We start from the raw sequence: 24,204 nt of genomic DNA on the forward strand, positions 1-24,204 counted from the left end.
CCTAAATTTTTGAAAGTGATGCTTCTTTTATATATAAGTGCCTTGGGAGTTCTGCAAATGTTTCGCATCCATTTTCGGTTACCCTGAATGATTCACTTGCTTCGAAACCGTATTGATCAAGCCAGATACCCGGGATCAAATGGAATGTCATATTGGGCTGAAGGATGGTTTTGTCTCCTTTGCGGATGCTCGCTGTATGCTCACCCCAATCTGGAGGATAGTTCAGACCCATGGAATATCCCAGGCGCGATTCCTTTATAATTCCGCTTTTTTCAATCGATTTTCTCCATGCTTCCTCAATTTCTTCGCAGGCAATCCCTGGCTTAATCATATCCAGACAAGCGTTCAATCCCTCGACAACTACTTCCGAAAGTGATTTAATTTTTTCGGAGGGCTGGCCGATATGGACGGTTCTGGCAAGAGGGGAATGGTAACGCTTATAGCATCCGGCCAGTTCCAGGATCACTAGCTCGCCTGATTTATATCGCTGGTCCGTCCAGGTTAAGTGCGGAGTAGAAGTTCTTTCTCCAGATGGGAGAAGCGGCATGATTGCCGGGTAGTCCCCGCCGAATTCATCCGTTCCTGTTATTTGTGTATGAAAGATTTTCGCTGCCACATCACATTCACGTACGCCTTCATTAACCAGTTCAATTCCCGCTGCCATTGTTTTCTCCACAATTTTAGCTGCTCTTTTCATATACTCGATCTCTGTATCGGACTTTATTATGCGGACCCAGTTTACCAGCAGGGATGCATCCCGGAAACTGGCATTTGGAAGTCCTTTTTTCAGCTGCTCATAACATTTTGCAGTAAAATAATAGTTATCCATCTCAACACCAATGAAACGGTTTTGCTGTCCGATTTGCTTTAAGATTTCTGCCACAAAATCCATTGGATGCCTGGTTTCAGATTGTACATAATCGTCAGGGTAGGGAATAATATTTTCATGATAAAGCCATGTTGTTACTTTGGCTCCATTTGCATCCTGCCCCCTGCCAATCCAGATCGGCTGTTCCTCATCAATGATGATGACAAGCATTTGATGAACATAGAAGGACCATCCGTCGTAACCGGATAAATAATTCATATTAGCGGGATCCGTAATAAGCAATACTTCAATCCCCTCTGCTGCCATTCTTTCTCTTGTTTTCAAGATTCTCTCTTTATACTCTGCTGTTCCAAATGACATGGTGGCGCTCCCTCCTACCAAACCAGTATTTAATTTCTGTTTATAGGTTAATTATAGAGTCAGAGTAAGTAATCTATCATCCGTAAAGTTGTATGAAAATTCAAATTTTATTTTAGTCAAGTTATCGAAAAATTAAGAATTCAAATGATTTAAAAGGTCAGTAAAAATATTGTCTTAAAATATACTAATCGTTATAATGAGTTGCATTTAAATGATAGGAGAGGATGGTTCGTGATTCTCCGGTCAAAGGGAGATCAATAGCTTCAGGGATCCTGGGAAGGACAGAAATCCGAGGTTTATGAAGATCAAAAAAAAAACTGCGGGAGAATCCCTAAAGGATTTTTCCCACAGCTCTCCATTTTTCAATAAAATTAATTTTGACCTGCCATAACGGCATGTTCTCCTATTTTCCAAATTTTTATGCTTAGATCCAAAAGAAATAAATCATCCGGATCAATAAGGGATAAACCAGTCAAAGATTCAATCTTCCTTAGCCGGTACAGCAGGGACTGCCGGTGAAGATTTAGCGATCTCGCTGTCTGACTTACATTTCCATGAAACTGATTATAGGCGATGAAAGTGCCGATCAAATCCATATGCCGCTGCTCATCATATTGTACAAGAGGCTCAATAGTTGACATAATGATTTCTTTCATCTCATTATTGCCGGCCATATTTAATAGCACCCTGTCCACTCTTGTTTGCTCATACATCATTCGCTGTCCGGAACCCTTTTTCCGCCGCCCGATGCTTAAAGCAGTGCTTGCATGACGAAAGCTTTCCCCAAATCCTAAAATTCCTTCAAAAGCATTGCCGATACCCCAGGATATGATAACTTCAGGAAGCAAATTTCCCAGGCGCCGTTCTACAAGATCAAGGAAATTTGTGGCGTTTTCATTTTCCTTTACCCCCGGAGTTTCCAGGAAAATGACAAGCTGTTCACCCTGATAGGTCATCAGCATGTCCTTTTTAAGGGACTGGGCAGCATAGTAGATTTCTTCCTCGATATATTGAATCATGCTTTCAAGCCAATGTTCATATGAATCATAGTCCTGTTTGCGTTTTTGGAATAGTATTTTCATATTTTCCGGATAACCTACAATACACACATATGGTAGTTTAAGATTATATCCCAGCAATTTTGCCCTTGAATCGGCTTGGTCAAGTGATAAGAATTCACCTTTAGAAAGTTCATGGACAAAATCGCTGCGAAGGCGCATTTTTGTCTCTTCAATGGCATTTCTCCTTGAAAGCCAAAGAGCAATCGTAGTTGCAGCATGCTCTAACACGTTAACTCGAAAAAGAGTGAGAAAGGATTCGATTGATTCGGAATCAGGAACCAATACAAAAATATAACCTTGTGGATTGTCGGCTACCTGGAGGACCGGAATCTGAAAAACAAACCGGTTTCCTATCTTAACCATTTGGAACTTTTGAAACATGGGGTCTCCTTTTAATAGAGTGCTTTCTGTCCTTGATGGAAGAATTCCTTGCAGGACATATTTTTTCCACTCCTTTATAAAGGCTTGTGTGTGGATGCTTTTTTTTTGAAGGGTGCCGGATCGGTCTGTAATGGCAATCGGGTAACCAATATGCTTTTCAACGAATTTTGAGATTTCTTTCAGGTCGGTGTTTTTTAGAATGAGCTTAAGAAGCTCCTGCTGAACCTTTTCCGATTTTTCACGTTCTTTATATTCGATATCATTAATCTCTTTCATGACCGATTCGATAATACTGGAAAAGCGGATTTCCCATGGAATCACAATAATAATAAAATTATTCTTTTCGGCCAATTCTATTACCTCAGTGGGAATATCGAAAATGTATCTTCCCAAAGCCACCATCAGGGCGGAAGCGTCGGAGTCGATCACATCCTGAACAAACACTTTAAAAGCTTCAGAGTCATCCCCGCAGCCAATCCCTGTCGTCAATACCGCTTCATTTTTTCGGACAAAGTTTTCCACCGGCATTTCGATGGCTGAAATCCACTGGATATGCCGTTTTTCAGCATATTCCTTTCCCGTAACAATCTTGGCACTATTGAGAATCTTATATTTTAGTACATCTTTAACTGTTAATCTCATGTTGGCTCCCCTCTGAATACCTTAAGATTAGAAAGATCGAAGACTTTTATTATAGGAAACCATATTCAGATAGCAACGTCTACTATTAATTTTACACTTTTCTAGTTTATATTCTATTAATATAATAATTTCAGTATATTTCCATATCATGGGGACCAGTGCTTTACTTTGCCAAAATGGCTCGGGGAAACCTGGATTAGTCATTATATAAAGACTTAAAATAAGCTAATGCCACCGATTTTTTTACTAAAGCCAAAGCTTTAAGGCTAAGCTTTCTTGAATGCAGCGGCATTAAATAGTGATAACTTCTTTGGCACTTATATTATTAAAATGCCATAACTGGCATCTTTCGGTACCTCCTTCACCCGAATAAACATAATACAATCAATTCAGACATTCATTCCCAATCTTCATTACAGATGGCATACTCTTGAATTACCCGATGAATGACAGAAAGATCGACATTATGCCCGCTGATGATTACAGCAACGTCCCCCTCTTGCCGGGGAATTTTCCCGCCTAAAACCGCTGCAACTCCAGTAGCTGCCGCTCCCTCCATAATCATTCTGTGCTTATCTATCATAAAAGCCATGCTGTATGCAATCTCCTCTTCGGAAATCAGATAAGCGTTATCCATGTATTCTTGAACTATACGGAAGGTGTAGCTGTTATCCTGACCAATTCCGCCCAGCAAGCTGTCAGCAAGAGTCTCACTCTCTTCAAGCAATACCGGTTTCCCTGCTTTTAAACTCTCATACATTACAGCAGATTTTTCCATACAAACACCTGAAACCCTTATCCCCCTGTCATTTGATTTTACCGCAAGCCCAACCCCTGAAAGAAGCCCGCCGCCTGAAAGGGGGACAATAACATCTGTTAGATTCGGAAGCTCCTCCAAAAGTTCCAAACCAATCGTTCCCTGTCCGGCAATCACATAAGGATCATCGAACGGCTGAATCACAGTCAGTCCTTCCTTCCTCTCCAGCTGATAGCATCTTTCCCCGGCGGCATCCTGGCTGTCACCGTAAATTTCTATTTTGGCTCCCAGCCTTTTTAATGAGTCGACCTTAGCTCTAGGGACACGGTTAGATAAGCATACAACTGCCTCAATTCCAAGCTTTTTTGCCACATACGCAACAGCCAGCCCATGGTTTCCCGTTGAATATGTAGCTATGCCCCGTCCTCTCGCTTCAGTGCTTAAACTCAAAATTTTATTCGCTGCCCCTCTGACTTTAAATGCGCCAATTTCTTGAACATTCTCCAGTTTCAAAAAGACCCTCCTGCCCATTTTTTCGGACAGGACTGCTGATTGAATCAATGGAGTCTTATATATCATGGAAGAAATTCGTTTCTTTGCTTCCCAAATATCGCGGATGGAAATATCTTTTCTTCCCTTCATACATTTTGAATGCACCAATGTTTGTTCCCCTCCATAAAAGAGTTTCTTGAATCAATAATAGTTCGATATTTCAGATAATTCAATTGTCCAAAGTGCTTATAAAAGGGGGGATTTTTTCATACAAATTTTATAACACTGTTGAAAACTCTATTAACTTAACCATAGTTAAGGAGTGATTATCAATAAGCTCCATTTTTACTCCATTTTAAATAGGACGCTGTTAGAGCAGTAAGTTATCTTTCCATCATCAATTTTGTCTTTGCTCACATCGCTTACATTAAATCCATAAGATCTATACCATTTCCTGCATTTAAATTCCATAGTTCAATTTCAATCACCATCTTTTTATCAGCATTTTTCTAATTATTAGAGCCTGTCAGTGATGAATGGTTTAATAAATTATAATTTCAATGAAAAAAGCCGGTTTTATCTAAAATCGGCTTTTTTCTATGGTTTAATAGAAATTGTACTTAGACTCCCTCAGTTTAATACAATTTTCTCACGAATACTCGCTTATTAGCAGGATTTCACCCTCCTATGATTGCATTAAATTAACCTGTAAGGAGCAGCTTTTGGACATTTGACTACTTGAAGACATAGTTAAATAGATATCGAACCCCACCTTTTACCATATAGTGCACATTACATCTCCAGGCTTTCCTTCCTAAAAATCTTATGAACTGCGTTTCTCACATGCTCCCATTCACTAGATAAAATAGTTAATACATCTAGTGATAGTAACCTTTGTTTTCGGCCGCTAGATCCAAGACTTGAATCTGGCTTAAATATTGTTTGGAAAAAAGCATCAGGTTTTTTCCGCTGCAGCTGAAATGTTTTTAAAAGAATTACAAGGAAATTTGCAAGTTCATTATCAGATTTATAGGATTATCTACTAAAAAATTATCTATTATTTATTCACAATCTCCCCCTTGTGGATGCTTTCATAGGGTTTTACCTGGGTTATTGACCAGTACATCAATGCGCCAAAAACAGCAACAAATCAACATAAAATATATAAATGCTAACTGTAAGGATATTCCTTCATAAAGAAAAATAACAATTATGGTCTGCTTAAAAATCTTGATCATCGCCTTGGCGAGCTTGCCGGGTAATAGCCTGCTTGCTATTCCGGGCATTGTACGCAGCTTATTACTTTCTCTTAAGCAGGAATAGTCCTCAATCGATCAATCATCTTCAAATAATTTTTCTCCTCTGTGGAGGCGCATTGCAATTTGTGCTGTATGCGGCATTTCTCTGGCTGTTGGGGCATGGCCTGCCAGATAACGTGTTACTGCGAGGATCAAAGTTTCCTGTGCATATCTAGCAAACCCGGAATCCTCTTTTTCCCAATGATCATGTTCGATCATTGCTGCTTCATACATTTGAAATGAATGAAACTCTGCATCCTCTCTTAGTAAAGCGTGCCCGAGCGTATTGAAGAGTTCGCTTTTATCACCACCGCGTGCCAGGTAATTCACTACCCATCTCGCTGATTCTGCAACCTGTTGCTGTTGATTCATCATCTCCAATAATTCTGAAGGATTCTGCGGTTCAGTTTCCACATTCTTTGGTTCCGGCCTTCTTGCAGATGGAGTATTGAGAAAACGATCAAGATACACACTCATTGCTCCATGGAAAACAGCTCGGGTCAATTCAGGTGTAGTAGAGCGGCGTAACGATTCATGTACCGCATGTGCGTGAGTAAAAGTATGAAGCACAGTAATCCAATCCCTGAAATCATTTTGTACATGAAAACGGGAAATCCGATCAGCAGCCGCTAAAGTTACGATCTGGGCCAAACGGGAAGGAGTGACGCCGTTTTTAAGTGCATCCAACATCGTATTTATCGTTTTTATAGGGTCATCTGATAAAATTTGTTCAACCAATGTTGCTTCATCGATATCAGCGTCGCTTCGTGACGAAACATTAGCAAGGATATCAGGTAATTTCGGGAACGCCTCCATTAATGGCTTGACCATGTTCACAGGTGATTGCCAACTATGGGATTCTTCACTGCGGGCAACATCACCGATACCAGGTAACAATGATGACAGTACATAGGGCCGATGCTCAAAACCAATCTGATTTAAAATCTCAAATGCTTTATTATGAAAATCAAGAGTATGACCTGTATTTATATATAAATGATCTGTGACCGCTGTCAACATCATGTCAGCAAGCTTCTCGTTCGGGAATCCCAATTCTATCGCGGTTAACAGCACCCGCTCAGCTCCCTGTGAATCACGCACCTCCACACAATGACGATACCATTCTGATAATTGTTCGAATGATTGGGCATTCTTTTCATTTGATACAGGAAGGGATCCAAGCAAAAAGCGTGTTCCCATTCCAGAGCTTTCCCGTGCAACATGAACCAGGCCTTGGAACAACGCTAAAACCTGTCCGGTTTTATCCAATTTAGGCAATACATTTGTCATGGCTGTTAAAATCGTTAACCCAGAACCCCATCCGCTCCTCCGATGTGTCGTTCCGAATTCGACGCCGATCTTTGCAATCTCAGTCGCCGGAAAACCAGCTTCCATCAATCCAACAACCGATTTTGCGATGACAAGACTAATATTTTGCTCAAGGCCGTCCCGTAATCGCTGCCTCAATTTTTCGATTGTCACCTTATTAAAAGGAACCGGGTAAACCCAAACCTCATTTTCCTTAATCTCGACAGGATAAGTAGGGACATCATCTGCCCATGGATCCAAGGTTCCACCGCTTTTTATATCAAAGCGAGCATGATGCCAGTGACAAGTCAAAATCCCATCACATAGGCTTCCTGTATGGAGGGGAAAGCCCATATGCGGACAACGGTTATCCACCGCATAGACTTGTTTTTCGTAAACAAATACTGCAATTGCATGACTTCCGCCTTTAATTACCTTTGCACCTTCATCTTCAAGCGTCTTTAATGAACCTGCATAAATCAATTCTGACAATGGTATCACTCCCAAAAATGAAATTTCAATGGACCCTCTGGATGAGGATAGAGGGCGTATAAAAATTGTTATCTACTACTTTATATTATGGATGGAATACAGTAATCCTTCATAAGTGTGGACTTTTCTCATCCAAAAGGCTGAAAGATAATCCCCAAAAGAGTTGGATTAACATAACCAGATTGAAGAACTTAAAAACAATGCAAGTTATCGAGCTTCCATGCTGTTATTAAATGACTGCATTGAATGCTGAACGGAAGCAATTCATAATAACGATAAAATAGAAAAGTTTAATTAACAGAAAGCCGCCTTTCCTTCATATCTTTTGCTTTGCAAGACAGATGGCTCTATTTCATTTTCTATTTCTTAACTCTCATGTCCATGCTGGTTTTTCAAATAAAACCCTTAAGCTTTGCTTATTTATTTAACAAAAATAATGAGAATAAATTTTCTCATTAATTGCCTGGATACTTGAAGAAACATCCAAAACAAGCTTTAATCCTTCTTAATGCTAAATATGATATAATTATAAAAACGACCAAACCCTTTTACACCAAGGGTTTGGTCGTTTGCTAAGTCAAATTTATGACTGCGTTAATTTGTATTATACGAACATTTTTTCCATTATTTTAAATCCATTGGTCATACAAATCTTTTCTTGCTTCATGATATAGCAACTGTAATTGTGCGGGCCGTTATGTCCAAATAGAACGTTTATACATACTAACGACATGCCCTTCCATGTTAAATGAGCAGCAAATGTATTGCGAAATGTGGACAACTAGCTCTTAAAAATTTGAGTGTGAGCTCGCGTACGTCTAAAAAGCTTTTCTGGTGTTCCCCACACTCTTGATAGCACAATTCGCTCTTTTTTACGTTCCCTTTTTGGATCGTTAACATGCGTTCCGGTCAATTAATATGCTTTTTTCATGTCAACTAACTCTATAAGACACACAGACAGCCCTGGCATAGTGTCATAATGAAATTAAGTTGTACTCTAGAAAAACCAAAGGACTTTCTCACTTTTAATGACATTCCTTTTTCTAACTAGAAATTTAGTTCCCCTTCTTAAATAATGGCCCATATAGTTTAAGTTGAAAATATTCACAGTTTTTTATGTAGAAACATACAAAAAAGACTTCTTCTTACTAAAGAAAAACGCCTTTTTATGATTAAATAGCCCTTACATTCGTGATTTTACTCCTGAGAGGTTAATGATTTTAATAATCTAATATTAACGATTCCTTTTTTCCTCCCAAAGTCGTATACGCTCTTCATGACTTACAACTTTGTGGATTTGGTGAAGCATCCATACATAACCAAAAGAGTCCATAAATATTGCATTTGACACTCCATAATCAGGTAGATCAGCAACCGGTTGTATCTCGGTGCATCCCAAACTCATTGCCTTTGTATATGTTTCCTTAATATCAGGGACAGAAACGTTAAACCAAATTGTTTTAGGGTCATCTTTGGATGGTGCTATCAATTGAAATTCTGGATTCTCATCCAACATGTGAAAGCGTACGCCGTAAAGGGTAAATACTGCTTCATTTGTTCCTTTGGGTAAATCTGAAACCTCAATACGTTCGATCTCAAATATGTTTTCGTATAATTCCAATGCTTTTAAGCTATCTGTAACAACCAAATCAATTTCTACTCCTACCATTAGGATCACACTCCTTTTATTAGTTATTAAACATTCTTTACTTCATTTTCTTCTAATATATAATTAAGTATAACAAATTCTATATGTTACCCCTGAATATATGTCCATTTTCAATGATCCTGTCCGTTACATTAAGTCCACTTTTTCATAATATCTTCCTAATTCAAGCACAATACGCTAACTGTGTTGCACCAGAATCTGGCCAATTATTGAAAAAAAGCTAATGACGTTTGTTCAACCAACCTGCCCCGTTAGTCGAATAAAAAAAGTGCTGCCGATCCCATTGGATCTTCAACTCTTGAACCCGTTAGATAGGCTTATTTCTTCACAAACTGCTTATATGTTTCACTATTAGGTCTTGAGCAAAAAATAAGACTAGCCAAGCTGCAATTCCCAGACCTAATGAAGCAAATAAATGAATGGAATGTTTTAATGCTATTCCTATAATTAGCAACATCACTACTGTTCCAGGAAGCCCCCACACAACACCAATAGCAAACTTACTTATTTTGTCCATTTGTTCACCCTGAGTATATAGCCATAAAATACTTAAAAGGCTGACAATTGGTAAAGCCGCAATGACTCCACCTTGTTGAGGATATCTTCGGGAGAATTCTGTAATAACGCCCATTATAATGGCTGAAATAAGTATTTTAACTATTGTGAACATCTTTTGCTCTCTCCTGTAATAGTGTAAATGCCTCTAAGATTAATTCCCTTTCTTCAGCACTCATTTGTTTGAATAGAACTTTTTTTAGCTTTTCTTCATCGAGACTGGAATGACGGTGCAATACATCACTTCCCAAATCGGTAAGCCTTAAAATGACCTTACGCTCATCCTCTATGCTGCGGGTTTTAAATACATATTTTTTTTCAAATAAGCGTTTAATATGCTCTGAAGCTGTATTGTGAGACACTTGAATAGCTTCCGCAATCTCTTTGATTCCTACTTCTTCCTCTTTTTGAATAACTTGTAGAATGCGTATGCTTTGGTGAGGAATTTTTTCTTGGTGGTTATAACGTAATTGGTAGTAAATGTCCGTCCAAAGATGATTTAAAAGTGCAATTTCTTTCATCAACTTACCTCTCCTTATATCGTAATTTAAGAATATATCTTATAATACGATATAAATGGATATATAGCAACAGTTCTTTACTAACCTGCCCCGTTAATTGAATAAGAAAAGGCTGCATTTTAGCAGCCAGAATATTAAAGCAAAGCACTCGTTAGTTCATTAAGGAAAGCATACCTTATTAAAGAATGGCGCTCTTTAATTAAAAATGCGCTGGTCATAACAGAGAACTTCTTTGATTTTATTTCTTGAGATATTGGTGCAGCTTACTGATCAAATCTTTATTTACTTCTACCCTATAGTGTGCAGCCAATATATAATTTAGTTTTTCTGCTAATTTCAAAGCACTCTTATAAGCATTTTTAATCTCTTTTTCTTTTAATGTTGAGGTAATTGCAGCATAATCATTGTAAGACTCGGTGCTTATATCTTCTTCCAAGTTTTTTGTACTGTTTAACCAACGCTCAACTGTTTGTTCTTTGACCCTTATTAATTGTAATATAAACTTTTGAACCTGAGTTAGAACCTCTAAAGAACGTGCTAACTCTCCTCTTTTCATTACGTTTACACCCATCAGCCAAGTATTCACGAAATTATTAAATGCAAAGTTTACATTCTCATCTGTCATTCGGTCTGGTCCATCCCCACCTAAATCATCAAGTAAAGGCTTTAACTGATTGGTGGAGTCATAAATATACATAGAATCAGTATCTGGGAAAACACCAGTCGGTTTAAAACTTCTTATGATTTCTATTTCTGATTCAGGAAGAAAATGAAATTCTCCACGAATCATATTTGAAAAAATCACTACCTCTGTTCCATAATCATTGTAAAAGATTAAGACAACTGAATATATTTCAGAAATCCAAAGTCTTGAGCTAAAATTCTCTACCTTATCATCGTCAATGAATATATAAAACTCAACATCAGAATACTGATCGCCTTCACCTTTAGTAAAAGACCCATACATCATACACGCTGAAACCGATTTATCTTGGATACATTTATCTCTAACACTTTGAATAATCTTCTTTTGAATTAACATATCTTAGTCCCCTTTTCAATAATTTTCTTTTAGAAAAGGGATATATCAACTACTGGACAGCATGAGCAACACATGTATAATGCTCCTTCCATTTCTTAATCCACATAAATATAACATAACACAATAATTTGGTGTGATTTTCAGTTCAACCTTATTCTTCTTATACAATGAAATTTAAGCAGGACAACCTTGTTTTATTTAATATAACCATTAGTTATTTTGATCATCAGTTGCACCTAAGCTAAAGGGTACATTCGTATTATAGAGTTAACCAGTTTTTACTGGTTGCTCTTTTTTTTATAGGACCTATTATTTCAGTAGCCAGGGTAGAACGTACGGGTGCGTGGGAGGTAGATCTCGTCAACTAAACTGTTCGCCCCCTACTTGTAGAATGATGTTTGAGGCTGGTTGGGACAAATGATCTCGTATAACAAGCGAAGCTATGGAACTACAGGAAGGTATAGGGGTTACTGGTGAGTAAAACTAAGGGAGAGATATTAATGAATCCAGTCATTGGCCTAGATGTAGCCAAAGGAGAAAGTGAGGTTCAAGCCTTTTTAGATAAAGACAAGCCGTTCGGGAAAAGTTTCAGTGTAAAGCATACCAAGGAGGATTTAGATTCGCTTATTTCTTTTTTGAGAGAGATAGAGGGACATACTGGGGTTAGGCCAGCAGTTATTCTTGAATCTACAGGACATTACCATACACCGATTATTCAATGTCTTGAGGGAAGTCAGTATCTATACATCTTGGTAAATCCCATCATTTCTTATCAAGCTAAGAAAACAAGCCTTAGAAAGGTAAAGACTGATGCAGTTGATGCATATCACCTTTGTGTTCTTTACTACAAGGAAGAATTTGAGCCATATAAGAAAAGAGGACTGAGACTTCTAAACCTGAGAACATTGTCAAGGCAATACGAAACCGTTACGAACCTTTACATCCAGGCAAAACTTCAGTTTCATACTCTTCTTGATCAGATATTTCCTGAATACAGGGGAGTCTTCGGGGATTTATTTTCGAAAGTTTCTCTTAAAATATTAAAGGAGTTTCCAACATCCGAAGATGTACTGATGGCAGGAGAAGCAAAGATTTTGGCACGAATTAAGGAAATGCGTATTAAACGATCCCCAAGTTGGATGAGGGAGAAGGCACACAAATTAATGGCTTCAGCTAAGCGGAATCCATTCCAACAAGGTGTTTATGAAAGCCAGTTGTTCAGTTTGGATATGTATATCAATATGCTTCTTCAATACCAAGAACACCTATCAAGCTTGGAGAGGCAGATAGATGTCCTGGCAGAAGAAATTGAAGAATGTAAGATAATCCAATCAATTCCCGGTATAGGAGAAAAAATCGCGGCAACGATTATTTCTGAAATCGGGGAAATTGACCGGTTTAATCACCCTAAAAAACTTGTGGCTTACGCAGGAATTGATCCAAGTGTCCATTCATCAGGTAAGTTCACAGCTACGATAAATCATATTACCAAACGAGGTTCAAGCCGATTACGGCACGCTTTATATATGGCCGTATTATGCGGTATAAGAAGCTCGAGGAACAAGAAGCTAAAAGAGTATTATGATCGGAAACGAAATGAAGGAAAGCCTTCAAAAGTAGCGATGATAGCTTGTGTAAACAAGCTTTTACACTGGATTTATGCAATCCTAAAAAGGAATGAGCAGTTCCTAGATATGGCTTAATCAACAAGAAAAAGCAGCTAATGAAAAACCTTCCAAAAGGTATTTGGAGGGTTATTTGGCGTGCCTTCCAAAGTATAACACGGAAGAAAAAAATTTTTAATAAGAAGTTCTTGACTCCTATTAGCTGGTTTAGATAGTTAATAAAATCCCTATAATCCCATAAAGATAGCAGAGAGGCAGTAAAATCCATTTAACTTGTTTACAAATAAGCGTAATTCATAAATAAGCGTTAATCCTTCTTAACCTTAACTATGGAAAATGCCCAACCCCGTGTATACCAGGGGTTGGGCATTTTTTAACCATTTTTTGAAAGCGTTAATTTTTATTATAAGAACGTTTGTTTCTTTTTTATTTGAGAATTTATTTCTGGAAGAAAATTCTATCGATTATTTGTAAATCTTCTCTTCAATACACTTTTTATAATTCTTGGATGCATCAAGGTGGAAGTCGGGCGAAGAAGGTGCATAACCTTAATAAATGAGTTATAGATATCTTTATCCTCAGATGATAAAAGAAAAATGTTTTTCGCATACCATTGCTGAATAGAAAGACCTGCGGGCTTTTTCCCAATAGTTTCCGGATAACGAAAATCCTCTGTTATAACCATATTCCAAATAGGAGAAATGATTTTCACAGCCTTTTGATGAAAGGTTTCAATCATTTTTTGATTTGTGTACGTTTCGTTCGCAAGTAATTCTTTTAATGCTAGCGCTTCCATGACCGCAATACTCATGCCTTGCCCAAAAAAAGGATCGATTCGGCATATCGTATCCCCGATCATTAAAAGACCGTTTGGAAAATTATTCACCTTATCAAATCTTCTCCAAGTGATATTCGGTACACGGTAGGTAGAGGTGCTGGATAAAGCAGTGGCAACCTTTAGTTCTTGATAGATGTCCAGTTTTGGCAATTTTTTGGCTATGTCTATAAAGCTGTTGTCACTTTTCAGTATTTCTTTTTCGTTTATTTCGTTATGATATCCCATAAACGTGACTAAAAAACGATTTCCCTCAACCTTAGAAATGCCTCCGCCGATTTTTTCAAAGGGAGGGGTTGGATACAGAAGTTTAATGGACCAGTCCCTGTTTTGGTTGTCAGGGAGTTGAAGCGTCTTTGTAAAATAACTTAAGTCAATTTTAACCGTCTCCTCTGGAATATGTACTTCTCGTTTGTTTAGCCATCTTGAGGAAAGACCGTTTACTCCGCTTGCATCTACAATCAGGTCCGCATTTATGGTTCTTATGGAGTTGCTGCCATTGATTACTTCGATTCCAGTAATTCGATTTTCTTCTTCAATATATATAAAGTTTTGAACGTTTTGGCTGTACTGAATGGTTACGTTTGGGATATTTTTAAAGTATTGTTCAATATGCCATTCTAGATGCGGGCGGGTTTGAAGAATGGTTGTGTAGTCTCCAACATAGCGGAGTTTCCAAACCCCATGGTGAAACCAAGAAATGTCTTGGGTGGAATTGATTTTAACAGCTCCGCTTGCGTTAAACTTCTCAGTAATACCAGGAAACAGCTCTTCGAGACCATTCGCACCGGAAAAAAGAAGCGCATGGATATGCTCGCCTTGTGGTACACCTTTCCTCGGAAAAGGTCCATGGGGTTCTGAATCACGTTCTAAAATAATTACCTCTTGGAAAATTTCAGACAGTACACGTGCAGCCAATTTTCCAGAAATACCTCCGCCAATAATAACAGCCTTTTCCCTTCGTAACAAATCACTGCAACTCCCATCAATATTAATACTTAATAAAAATAGTATACTATCCGCATAGAATTGGAAGAAATTTAAAATCTGTTAGTTCCATATTGATTAGAATAATCGTTTCCTTATTTTGAATATGCAGATACCTTTGCTTTAATAACCCTCTTAAAATTATTTAGTCCCATTTACAAAAAGGTCTGCTCTTTCGGAAGGTTAATGTTCTTCACAATATAGAGGTTTTCTGAAATCATTCTATTATTTTCCCACATATCACGAGCATCTTCCCCGTCTCACTCAAGTCCCCGTGAATGCCTGAGTTCTCTTGGACAATCAACCCATATAGTATTTCAGCAAATTCTTTACGAGTAAAATAAACACCCTCTAGTATGACAACTCCCCCAATGGGAACAGTATGCCATTCTGCTAAACTATCCGTTTCCCAATCCTGCCGCTGATAAAGTCCTACTTTGTTTTAACTAATATCGTCTGCAGTATAGCTTTGACGTATACAGGGAGCCTTGATCTAAATGGAGAACGGCTCCAGTTACGTCTTTTTTCTTTGTAATGGAAAAAGTAAAATAATGAAAAAACGGAAAATTTTAAAAATAGAGAGGAAAATAAGCTTCATTTATATCAATTTATTTTTTCAACTTAAAAAGGGGTAGTATCTGCGAAGCTGAAACCACCCGCAATCTAGATGTAATTAAATGGGGAATAATTTATATGACCTCGTTATATAACTGCTGGGCATCGGTGATTGCAAGCTTTTATACACTTCCAAGGACTTGCGGCTATGATCTTGGCCGTTTACACTTTATCCAACCAACTCCCTGTCATGGCAAGGCTCTGCCCCAATAATGTCGATGATTCACCGTCCTTTTTTTAAACGAACGACGAACCGCAGGCTCGGTGTCAGTCTTCGATTGCCTGGTAGACCATGGTCCAGAAGTCTAGCATAAGATGCATCGGATCCGGAACGGTCGACCCAAGTTGGGTGAGCAGGATTCCGATGAGCTGATTTTCCGGGTCAGCGTAGGTCGAGGTCCCGCTTCCTCCGTCCCAGCCGAATTGGCCGATTGGCGCGTAGTCGCCACGGTAGGTGCGCACCGCCATCCCCATGCCCCAGCCACCGTGCTGCCCTTGGCCGAATGATATATGGACGTTGTTGGTGGCCATTTCGTTTCGGACGGCTTGTTGTTCGGGTGTAAGGCGGTTGGTAGTCATCAGCTCAACGGCGGCTCGGGACAAAATTCGTTTGTTCCCGTGCATCCCTTTGTTCAGCAGCATCCGGAAGTAGGCGTGATAGTCATCGACGGTGGAGGAAAGTCCGCCACCGCCGCTCTCGAACGCAGGAGGCTGGCTATGGAGTCCCCCCTTCGCCTCATCCCATACGATGAACTCTCCGGTTTGCGGATCGGGGGCGTAGAGTGGCGGCAGCCGGTCAATCTTGCTTTCGTTCACGTAGAAACCGGTGTCTTTCATGCCCAGCGGATCGAAGATGCGTTCGCGTAGGAATGTTCCATACGACTGGCCAGTGACTCTAGCAACGAGCACGCCGAGTAGATCGTTGCTGATGTTGTATTGCCAGCGCTCTCCGGGCTGGTACTGCAGCGGAAGTGAACCAAGGCGGCGCATCCACTCATCCGGATCGGGCATCGGCGGTACATTGGCCGCGAGATTCTTCTCGAGGATCGCGTTCATGATCGGAGTGCCCAGCGCCGTGAAATCCAAGCCGAGCCCAAACGTGGAGGTTAGCAGATCCCGTACAGTAATCGGCCGCCGTGCTGGCACAGTATCGTCCAGCGGACTGTCGGGCCGTTTCAGCACCTGCCGATTGGCGAGTTCAGGCAGCCACTTCTCTACTAGGTCATCCAGCCGTATCTTACACTCGTCGAGCAAAACCATCACCGCCGCGACCGCGACTGGCTTGGACGTTGACGCCATCCGGAAGATCGTGTCCCGGCGCATTGGCCCACCACCGTCATGGCGCATTGTTCCCATCGCTTCGACGTGCGTCTCACCGTATCGGCTAACTAGGGCGACGAGCCCAGGAACCTTCCCTGAATCGACATACCGTGCCAGCACCTTACGCATTCTGCGCAGCCCTATTTCTGAGAAGCCGTTGTTGTTTTGCACCGTTGAACTGTTTTTCATTTGGTTTCCCTCTCTTTGCTTTTTTATCCGCCTATGGATATGTCCTTCGTTTAGCATAGAGCAAATTGTTCATTGGACGTTTTTTCTCGTTTTCATCAAAATTAACGTCACCATTATTCCCTAATAAACTTCTTTGACAACCGTTGTCTTGCCCGCCCCATTAGAGCCGAGCAGGTTGAAAATACTGGCCTTATCCATTTAAACTCTCACCTTCCCATTACCTAATTATGTATATTCCGGCAGTAAATACATATTCCATATTCAACAATCCTCTTTTGAACACTAACCTGCCCCGCTTTCTTAAATAAAAATAAAAGCGTTAATCCTTACCTGAGAGAAATAAGAGTTATATATCAGTTGCCTGTGCTTCTAATTTCATAATGGCACCAAAATATTGTGAAGCAGTTGCAAAAGTGATAAACGCACAAAGCTCGCTAATTTCACCGTCAGACATGTACTCTTTTAACACTTTAAAAATTGCATCTGGAACATCCCCTTTTTGTTTAATAAATACCTCCGCAAATCCTACCGCAATTGATATTTTTTCATCGTACAAATTAGGTTCTGGTTTTCCTTTTGCTTTGCAATATGCACAACCACTACTTTGTGCAAGAGTTCTTCTTACTTGCTCTTTTAAATGAGCAGTAAGCTTCCCTTCTTTCTCCAACTCATTTCCCAGTCGACTCCACATAATCATTATTTCCTTGTTATGTCCCAAAAGTCTTTGGAAAGGGGTCGCCCCGAACTGTGATTCCTCAATTCTTGCCATAATTAATCCCTCCTTGTATTATTTATCATATCGAATTATTTCATCGCTTCACATTAAGTTTGAAATGTAGTTTTCAATATTTCATTAAAAATTTAACGAAAATGAGGGAAATAAGATTTGATATGAAAATCGATGATATTGATAAGAAAATAATAGATGTATTAAGCGAAGATAGCAGATTATCAATGAGCGCACTTGGAAGAAAAATCAATTTATCTTCTCCATCAGTTACAGATCGTGTTAGGAAAATGGAATCACTTGGAATAATTAAAAAGTACACATTGGAAGTGGATTATGAGAAATTAGGGCTTCCAATCCAATGTATAATAGAAGCAACTGTTAAAAATGGGAACTATAGCTCTTTTAGGAAATATATTGAGGAGTTACCAAATGTAGAATTCTGTTATCGGATTGCAGGAAATGCCTGTTATATGCTAAAAATACAATTCGACACTTTTAGAAAGGCAGAAGAGTTTATTGAAAATGTAAGTCCGTATGCCCGTACTGTCACACATTTTATTTTTTCGGAGGTCCACACCAATTTGAAAATGAGTACCCAATAGGTAATAATCAAGTCTATTTAACTAATCTGACTCGTTAACACAATAAGAAAAGCATCCGCAACACAGTCTGGACTAATAGTGGTGAACCATTATATATGGAAAAGGAGGTCCTAAGGGCCTCCTCTCTTTCTTTTTATGGCCGCAAAAAAGTACTTTTTAATTTAATGATATTGCAATACATGAACGAATAGGAAGAGAATGAGGTCAAGCTAGTTTTCCTGTTGAGTGTCGCCACTAGAAATACGGTCATTTGTCAAGAAAAACACGAAAAACAACGCCAATACGGATGGTATGAGAGCCCATGTGAATGTATAACTTATTGACTCTGCAAGGGCATTAATAATTTTATCCAGTAATGGCTCTTGCATAGTCTTACGTGCTTGCTCAGATAGAATAGAGCGTGGATCATTTTGAGCTCCTCCAGTAATCAAATGATTGTTTCCACTGGATATTTCATGCGTTTTATATGAAAAATAGGAACGTTGTATAATCCCATAAATGGTAATTCCCAAACTCATCCCTAGCTGTCGTAAAAACGATACTGTTGAAGTAGCTGAACCTCGGCTTTCTGGTCCAAATCTATGGATAGCTGCCATATTTATTACAGAAAAAGAAGCTCCTGTGCCTAATCCGATAATTATCATATACAATGTAATTACAAATCTTGATGTTTCCGCTGAAACTGTACTTAGCAAATACATCCCAATTAGCAAAATAACGGAAAAAATGAGCATGACACTCCGAAACCCGAGTTTTGGAGCCGACATTGCCCCTATTTGTGAGGACACTACCACACCCAGCATCATAGGAAGTAGGATTAGACCTGAATTTGTTGCACTGCCACCTGTTACCCCCTGAATAAAGATCGGTATATACACAATTCCTACAATGAAGGAGACCCCATAAAATAAGCCTACCATCGTGCTTGAAGCAAAAAGGCGATCTTTAAACATAGAGAAAGAAATAACAGGATCTTCAGCGCTTTTTTCCGTAATAAAAAACATTGTAAATAAAATCGCAAATCCGGTAAATAAACTTAAAATTACAGTAGAGTCCCAAGTGTACTCATTGCCCCCAAGCTCTAGAGCAAATAGCAGACATACTATAGCTCCAACTAATGTAATCGATCCCATCCAATCAATTTTTTGTTTCTTGCGTTTCTGAGATTCTTTGTAAAATAAAGCAATTAACATTAATGAGAGAACCCCAATTGGAAGATTGATATAGAATATCCAATGCCAGCTGATATAATCAGTAATATAGGCTCCAAGCAACGGACCGAATATACTTGATAAACCAAAAACAGCTCCGAATAGCCCGCTCATCTTTCCCCGCTTACCAGGCGGGAAAAGATCGATTATAATGGTGAAGGTTATCGGTATTAATGCACCACCGCCAATTCCCTGTATAGCACGGTAAACACTAAGCTGTTCAATGGTCTGAGCAGTTCCGCAAAGAATCGACCCAAACATAAAAAAGATTAACCCCATCATAAAAAAACGTTTCCGTCCAAACATATCAGAAAGTTTGCCAAATATCGGCATACCTGCCATTTCAGCCACCATATAAGCTGATGTTACCCAAATAAACTTATCAAGCCCTCCTAAATCCCCAACAATGGTCCCCATAGCTGTTGCAACAATTGTATTATCCATTGAAGCCATAAGAATAGAGAGCAACAATCCTGTTACTACCAGATTTTGTCTACTTTGTAGCTGCTTCATAAATATCTCCTAGCTTTTTCTAAAATTAAGGCTCTTTTATACTTACTTTGTTGATTTCCACTCTAGGAAATCGCTTCCGCATGCGTTTCGATACTCCTTCTATAAGACATACCTCCATCCGCTTCCATCAACAGGGTACTAAGTTAAAATGAGTTTTAACACGTAGCATAAAAAGTATTGATGGTCTCTCAATATCCAATTACCTCCCCTTTTACATTTTAGAAAATAGGATGAAATTGTTAAATTCCAAGAATGATTTATAATCGAATTTGCCATTTAGCAATAGCATAAATATCCACTTCTTTTAGTCCTTTATATAAAACAGCATCTAATATATTTTCTATATATAGCAGAAAGCTGGTATAATCTTATTATCATTTTATGAAAGGACTGAACTATGCCCAGATATCAATATCTTGACCCCAAATAAAAGCATAATGGAGGTAAAAATATTGATTAATGAACTTAGCACAAAAAGATTAATGTTAAGAAAAATGCAGGTATCAGACTTAGAGAAATTGTTTCAAGTTTGGTCTAATCCAGAAGTAACTAGATTCATGAATATTGATAAGTTCACTGATAAAAAACAAGCAAAAGAAATGATTATATTATTTGATAAACTATCAAAAGAAAACACTGCAATCCGATACTCAATAATTGAGTTAGAATCAAATGAAATTATTGGTTCTTGCGGTTTTAACATTTTAGATTTTGAAAATGCAAAAGCTGAAATTGGTTACGAAATTAATAAACCTTTTTGGGGAAAAGGATTTGCTCCTGAAGCTATTACTTGTTTAATAAGGCATGCCTTTAACGATTTAGAACTTAATCGAATAGAAGCACAAGTAGAACCTGAAAATTTCAACTCAATTAAAGTCCTGAGAAAATTAAATTTCGGCTTTGAAGGAACAATGAGAAAAGTGGAAAGATCAAAAGGACGCTTTATTGATCTCAATCTATATTCGTTGTTAGTAACAGATTAATTCGTCTGCCTATACTTGTAAAAGTATGGGCTATTTATCATTAACAATTCGATGGGGCTGCCTAACTAGTTATAAAGTATTCATCTAATATGACATACCAGCATATATCTTGTTGACATAACCTGCCCCATTCGTAATATAAGATTACCAGGAGTTCAGCTGCTATACCTTGGGAACCTTATATGACAACACAAGAATATTACTGGGGTTTTCGTCCATACAAGCTGCAATTTCAAGCAAATCTAGACCAAGTCTTCCCCGAATATAGAGGGGTTTAAAGTGATTTATTTTCAATCGCACCACTCTTAACTCTTTTATAGCTTCCCTCTCCTGTAGATATATTAGCGGTAAGTGATGTATCAATAGTTGATAAAATCGCTGAATTATGTAAGAGTCGATCTTAAAAATGGGCAAATGAATAGCTACTGAGCTCAAAGCTTCGGCAAAACGAAATCCTTTAGAAAAGACGTTTTATCAGAGTCATATTCAATCTAGGAATGTATAAAGAGCACCTATCCAAATTAGAGTCTGAGATAGATGCCCTCGCTAAAGAAGTTTAAGAATATAATATTATCAAATCTATCACGGGTTAGGAGAAAAGATCGCTGCCATGATTATTTCAGGAATTGGGGAGATAGATTGATTTACTGATCCTAAAAAGCTGATAGCTTTCGCTGGGGTTGAACCTGGTGTATTCAAAATCTAGTAAGTTCACAAAAAATTGAATCTCAAAAAGAGGATCTAGTAGGCTTTGTCACGCCTTATACTCTGCAAATAATAGTATCTAACTACATATTTAGGTAAAATAACAGCCTGTGATTGATTTAGCTCCATTAATGAGTTTAGTTCAACGAATTAAAATTAAAAGTAAATCCTACAAACGTTTTGGATACCTTTGGCATAAGGATCTGCCGTTATCGTATCATGCAGTTGTTTTGCTTCTTCTGTAGCATTCTTCAATAAATATCCATGCTTTACGGCTTTAAGCATCTCTATATCATTCCCACTATCTCCAAACGCAAATGTATTCTCAACAGAGATGCTAAACTGTTTTATGACGAAGTACACTACTGCACGTTTGCCTGTATTTTGTGGAATAAAATCTACATCAAATGCATTTACCGGATCTCCAGCTAGAGGGTTACAACGGTTAATATTGAAATTTATTCCGCTATTGCGTGCTAGTTGTTTTATGATATCTAGATCATACTTAACCCTCGCACTATCTTCTATAAAATAATAATAATTCATTTTAAACGATTGTTGACCAAATTGTGTTTGTTTTTGTAACTGTATTCCATATAACTGTCTTAAATCATTAATAAGATCTTCAACCACTCTATGGCTAAATCCTGACCTTTTGATTCTTTTCCTCCACTCTTGATTTTGATAAAATTCTCCTTTAGAATTGATCTCCCATAACTCCGTTCCTAGATTTGATGCAATAAAATGCGGAAGGTAGTTCATCCGAGCTGCTCTCATTTTTTTATGGATATCAGCCAAACTACTGCCTGTTACCCAACCAATTCTGATATTTTTCTTATGAACAATCCTATCAAGATACTCCTCAAGCTCATACAAATCTTTTAACTGCCAGCCTTTTAGTTCATGCGGATAGTATGTTTCATCAAAATCAAATATCATTAAGTAGTCAGGATTTCCATTAGAATGGTACACTTTAAATGTCACGTTTAATACCTCCCTGTTCTATGTTATTTTTAGGTTACAGGCAGGGAACGTTCCCAGGTCAAATCTTTTTTAGAGGTAAAAAAATGGCTACTATTCTAGATATAGCTCGACTTAGTGGCGTTTCTAAGTCCACGGTATCACGCGTTATCAATAATCATCCTCATGTTTCAGAAGACAGCCGAACAAAAGTAATGGAAGCAATAGAAAAGTTGTCTTTTGTTCGAAATGCACGAGGTGTAAACCTTAGAACACAGACAACAAAAACAATTGGTGTGACAATCCCGGTCCTTGATCACCCATATTTTAGCCCGCTTGTTGGCATGATTGCAGCAAAATGCAGAAAAGCTGGATATAAGATAGTGATTTTCCAAACGTTTTATTCTATTGATGAGGAAAATAAAATTTATGAGAAGTTAACTGAAAATGAGCTGGACGCGGTAATTATCACCCATACTTTATTAGGTGAGAAGAAGATTAAACAGAGAGTTAGAGATAAGATAGTGCTTATTTGCAACGAACCACTTCAAAGAAGACATTTAGATGTCTTTTCACTTGATGAAAGGGATGCAGTTTATTCATCTACCCAATACCTGCTGAAAGAAGGACGCAACCAACTATTATTTTGTGCGGATGAAGAAAAAACGCCACTTCAGCGACAAAGATGGGAAGGGTTTAAACAAGCTCATCTTGATTTAAATAAATCATGTACTATTCAGCAAAAGTTAAGTGGTTACTCTACGATTGAAGAAGGTATACTACTGGGAGATGAAATTTTTTCAGGTAATTGCAATCATGATGGAATTCTTGCAGGCAGTGACTTTTTAGCGGCAGGATTACTTTCGTCAGCTAAAAAACATGGTGTTTCTGTTCCAAAAGAACTTTCCATTATTGGTTTTGACAACCACCCAATTTGCCTGACAACTTTCCCTGCACTTTCTAGCATTCAAAATCAGACTGAATTGATGGTCAAGGATTTGATGTACTGTTTACTTGACAGACTTGAAGGTAAAAAGTTTCCCACTGTAAGAAAAGTTTATAAAGGGAATCTGGTAATAAGGGGGACCTAAGAATGGAATTGAGTCCTGTACAAGATTAAATCCCTCTAAAAATGTTTCCCTTTTCATTTTTTATTTTATCATCCTTCTTTAACAAACCTGCTCCTTTAGTGCACTAAGAAAAAGCCGCCTAGTTTGGCAGCTGATCCTGATTTCATACCCTTATTTCTCCACAAAATTGAAGGTGCAGCAGAACATAGGAACCCACTAAATTAATATTTCTTTAAATTATCAATTCAAATGAGAGGAAAGACTTCTTTTTTCGTTTCCCTTTTGGGATCGTTATCATACGTTTCGGCCAATTAACATCCACTTTTTCATGTCAACTAACTCTCTAAGGCACACAGACCTGGCATTATGTAATAATGAAAGGACGTTGTATTCAAGAAAACCAAAGGAATGTCTCAACTTTGAAGTCATTCCTTTTTCTAACTAGAAATATT

The 24,204-nt window shown here is 38.3% G+C and carries 17 protein-coding genes and 2 pseudogenes; 6 read left to right on the top strand and 13 right to left on the bottom strand.

Annotated elements, in window-relative coordinates; translation table 11 throughout:
• Position 1: 1 nt before the first annotated feature.
• The 3 genes from AC0VZ9_RS15850 to eutB form a co-directional block, all read right to left on the bottom strand.
• A complete protein-coding gene (locus tag AC0VZ9_RS15850; RefSeq protein WP_009334016.1) occupies positions 2-1,189 on the bottom strand; it encodes a M24 family metallopeptidase in 1,188 nt (395 codons plus the stop codon).
• A 371-nt stretch (positions 1,190-1,560) separates the two neighbouring features.
• Positions 1,561-3,273 (bottom strand): PucR family transcriptional regulator, encoded by a 1,713-nt coding sequence (locus AC0VZ9_RS15855; protein WP_019382097.1) that lies wholly within the window; start codon positions 3,271-3,273, stop codon positions 1,561-1,563.
• 397 nt (positions 3,274-3,670) lie between these two features.
• Positions 3,671-4,672 (bottom strand): hydroxyectoine utilization dehydratase EutB, encoded by a 1,002-nt coding sequence (eutB, locus tag AC0VZ9_RS15860; protein WP_033196584.1) that lies wholly within the window; start codon positions 4,670-4,672, stop codon positions 3,671-3,673.
• A gap of 703 nt (positions 4,673-5,375) precedes the next feature.
• Between eutB and AC0VZ9_RS15865 the strand changes: the two are divergent.
• A pseudogene (locus AC0VZ9_RS15865) lies at positions 5,376-5,555 on the top strand (LysR family transcriptional regulator); the annotation flags it as partial.
• A 301-nt stretch (positions 5,556-5,856) separates the two neighbouring features.
• On the opposite strand, the gene AC0VZ9_RS15870 reads toward AC0VZ9_RS15865, so the two are convergent.
• The 5 genes from AC0VZ9_RS15870 to AC0VZ9_RS15890 form a co-directional block, all read right to left on the bottom strand.
• A complete protein-coding gene (locus tag AC0VZ9_RS15870; protein WP_475396437.1) occupies positions 5,857-7,620 on the bottom strand; it encodes a Rieske (2Fe-2S) protein in 1,764 nt (587 codons plus the stop codon).
• A 1,234-nt stretch (positions 7,621-8,854) separates the two neighbouring features.
• A complete protein-coding gene (locus tag AC0VZ9_RS15875) occupies positions 8,855-9,289 on the bottom strand; it encodes a VOC family protein (RefSeq protein WP_009334012.1) in 435 nt (144 codons plus the stop codon).
• A 325-nt stretch (positions 9,290-9,614) separates the two neighbouring features.
• Positions 9,615-9,959, bottom strand: coding sequence for a DUF3147 family protein (locus AC0VZ9_RS15880; protein ID WP_475396438.1), 345 nt, complete (start codon positions 9,957-9,959; stop codon positions 9,615-9,617).
• Positions 9,943-10,365, bottom strand: coding sequence for a MarR family winged helix-turn-helix transcriptional regulator (locus AC0VZ9_RS15885; RefSeq protein WP_009334010.1), 423 nt, complete (start codon positions 10,363-10,365; stop codon positions 9,943-9,945). Before AC0VZ9_RS15885 ends, AC0VZ9_RS15880 begins: the two co-directional genes overlap by 17 nt.
• 238 nt (positions 10,366-10,603) lie before the next feature.
• Positions 10,604-11,407, bottom strand: coding sequence for a nucleotidyltransferase (locus AC0VZ9_RS15890; protein ID WP_475396439.1), 804 nt, complete (start codon positions 11,405-11,407; stop codon positions 10,604-10,606).
• A gap of 500 nt (positions 11,408-11,907) precedes the next feature.
• Here AC0VZ9_RS15890 and AC0VZ9_RS15895 point away from each other — a divergent pair, with 500 nt between their 5' ends.
• Positions 11,908-13,110 (top strand): IS110 family RNA-guided transposase, encoded by a 1,203-nt coding sequence (locus tag AC0VZ9_RS15895; protein ID WP_159871975.1) that lies wholly within the window; start codon positions 11,908-11,910, stop codon positions 13,108-13,110.
• 379 nt (positions 13,111-13,489) lie between these two features.
• Here the strand turns inward: AC0VZ9_RS15895 and AC0VZ9_RS15900 are convergent, their stop codons facing one another.
• From AC0VZ9_RS15900 to AC0VZ9_RS15910, 3 genes are all read right to left on the bottom strand, one after another.
• A complete protein-coding gene (locus AC0VZ9_RS15900) occupies positions 13,490-14,836 on the bottom strand; it encodes an NAD(P)/FAD-dependent oxidoreductase (protein WP_009334008.1) in 1,347 nt (448 codons plus the stop codon).
• Between the two features lie 900 nt (positions 14,837-15,736).
• Positions 15,737-16,978, bottom strand: a complete 1,242-nt coding sequence (locus AC0VZ9_RS15905) for a serine hydrolase domain-containing protein (protein WP_217027044.1) — start codon at positions 16,976-16,978, stop codon at positions 15,737-15,739.
• A gap of 346 nt (positions 16,979-17,324) precedes the next feature.
• Entirely contained in the window at positions 17,325-17,747 is a 423-nt protein-coding gene (locus AC0VZ9_RS15910) for a carboxymuconolactone decarboxylase family protein (protein ID WP_071157086.1), read from the bottom strand.
• Positions 17,748-17,869: 122 nt separating this feature from the next.
• On the opposite strand from AC0VZ9_RS15910, the gene AC0VZ9_RS15915 reads away from it, so the two are divergent.
• Positions 17,870-18,310, top strand: coding sequence for an Lrp/AsnC family transcriptional regulator (locus AC0VZ9_RS15915; protein ID WP_256815233.1), 441 nt, complete (start codon positions 17,870-17,872; stop codon positions 18,308-18,310).
• Between the two features lie 209 nt (positions 18,311-18,519).
• Here the strand turns inward: AC0VZ9_RS15915 and AC0VZ9_RS15920 are convergent, their stop codons facing one another.
• Positions 18,520-20,034 (bottom strand): MDR family MFS transporter, encoded by a 1,515-nt coding sequence (locus AC0VZ9_RS15920; RefSeq protein ID WP_256815218.1) that lies wholly within the window; start codon positions 20,032-20,034, stop codon positions 18,520-18,522.
• 452 nt (positions 20,035-20,486) lie between these two features.
• On the opposite strand from AC0VZ9_RS15920, the gene AC0VZ9_RS15925 reads away from it, so the two are divergent.
• Both AC0VZ9_RS15925 and AC0VZ9_RS15930 read left to right on the top strand, forming a co-directional pair.
• Positions 20,487-21,017 carry a GNAT family N-acetyltransferase gene (locus AC0VZ9_RS15925; RefSeq protein WP_475396440.1) on the top strand — a complete coding sequence of 177 codons (531 nt, stop codon included), beginning with the start codon at positions 20,487-20,489 and terminating at the stop codon, positions 21,015-21,017.
• A 150-nt stretch (positions 21,018-21,167) separates the two neighbouring features.
• Positions 21,168-21,739 (top strand): annotated as a pseudogene (locus AC0VZ9_RS15930) (transposase); the annotation flags it as partial.
• Positions 21,740-21,878: 139 nt separating this feature from the next.
• Here the strand turns inward: AC0VZ9_RS15930 and AC0VZ9_RS15935 are convergent.
• Positions 21,879-22,706 (bottom strand): HAD-IIB family hydrolase, encoded by an 828-nt coding sequence (locus tag AC0VZ9_RS15935; protein ID WP_009334002.1) that lies wholly within the window; start codon positions 22,704-22,706, stop codon positions 21,879-21,881.
• 83 nt (positions 22,707-22,789) lie between these two features.
• Between AC0VZ9_RS15935 and AC0VZ9_RS15940 the strand changes: the two genes are divergently transcribed.
• Positions 22,790-23,773: a LacI family DNA-binding transcriptional regulator gene (locus AC0VZ9_RS15940; RefSeq protein ID WP_475396441.1), complete on the top strand. Its 984-nt coding sequence runs from the start codon at positions 22,790-22,792 to the stop codon at positions 23,771-23,773.
• The last annotated feature ends 431 nt before the right edge of the window (positions 23,774-24,204 follow it).

This window comes from Cytobacillus sp. QJM3NY_8 (assembly GCF_056173585.1).

What these genes read in the sequence shown, in the direction of transcription:
- AC0VZ9_RS15850 (WP_009334016.1), bottom strand. Translation starts at nt 1,189, where the DNA reads ATGTCATTTGGAACAGCAGAGTATAAAGAGAGAATCTTGAAAACAAGA.
- AC0VZ9_RS15855 (WP_019382097.1), bottom strand. Translation starts at nt 3,273, where the DNA reads ATGAGATTAACAGTTAAAGATGTACTAAAATATAAGATTCTCAATAGT.
- eutB (WP_033196584.1), bottom strand. Translation starts at nt 4,672, where the DNA reads ATGAAGGGAAGAAAAGATATTTCCATCCGCGATATTTGGGAAGCAAAG.
- AC0VZ9_RS15875 (WP_009334012.1), bottom strand. Translation starts at nt 9,289, where the DNA reads ATGGTAGGAGTAGAAATTGATTTGGTTGTTACAGATAGCTTAAAAGCA.
- AC0VZ9_RS15880 (WP_475396438.1), bottom strand. Translation starts at nt 9,959, where the DNA reads ATGTTCACAATAGTTAAAATACTTATTTCAGCCATTATAATGGGCGTT.
- AC0VZ9_RS15885 (WP_009334010.1), bottom strand. Translation starts at nt 10,365, where the DNA reads ATGAAAGAAATTGCACTTTTAAATCATCTTTGGACGGACATTTACTAC.
- AC0VZ9_RS15890 (WP_475396439.1), bottom strand. Translation starts at nt 11,407, where the DNA reads ATGTTAATTCAAAAGAAGATTATTCAAAGTGTTAGAGATAAATGTATC.
- AC0VZ9_RS15895 (WP_159871975.1), top strand. Translation starts at nt 11,908, where the DNA reads ATGAATCCAGTCATTGGCCTAGATGTAGCCAAAGGAGAAAGTGAGGTT.
- AC0VZ9_RS15905 (WP_217027044.1), bottom strand. Translation starts at nt 16,978, where the DNA reads ATGAAAAACAGTTCAACGGTGCAAAACAACAACGGCTTCTCAGAAATA.
- AC0VZ9_RS15910 (WP_071157086.1), bottom strand. Translation starts at nt 17,747, where the DNA reads ATGGCAAGAATTGAGGAATCACAGTTCGGGGCGACCCCTTTCCAAAGA.
- AC0VZ9_RS15915 (WP_256815233.1), top strand. Translation starts at nt 17,870, where the DNA reads ATGAAAATCGATGATATTGATAAGAAAATAATAGATGTATTAAGCGAA.
- AC0VZ9_RS15920 (WP_256815218.1), bottom strand. Translation starts at nt 20,034, where the DNA reads ATGAAGCAGCTACAAAGTAGACAAAATCTGGTAGTAACAGGATTGTTG.
- AC0VZ9_RS15940 (WP_475396441.1), top strand. Translation starts at nt 22,790, where the DNA reads ATGGCTACTATTCTAGATATAGCTCGACTTAGTGGCGTTTCTAAGTCC.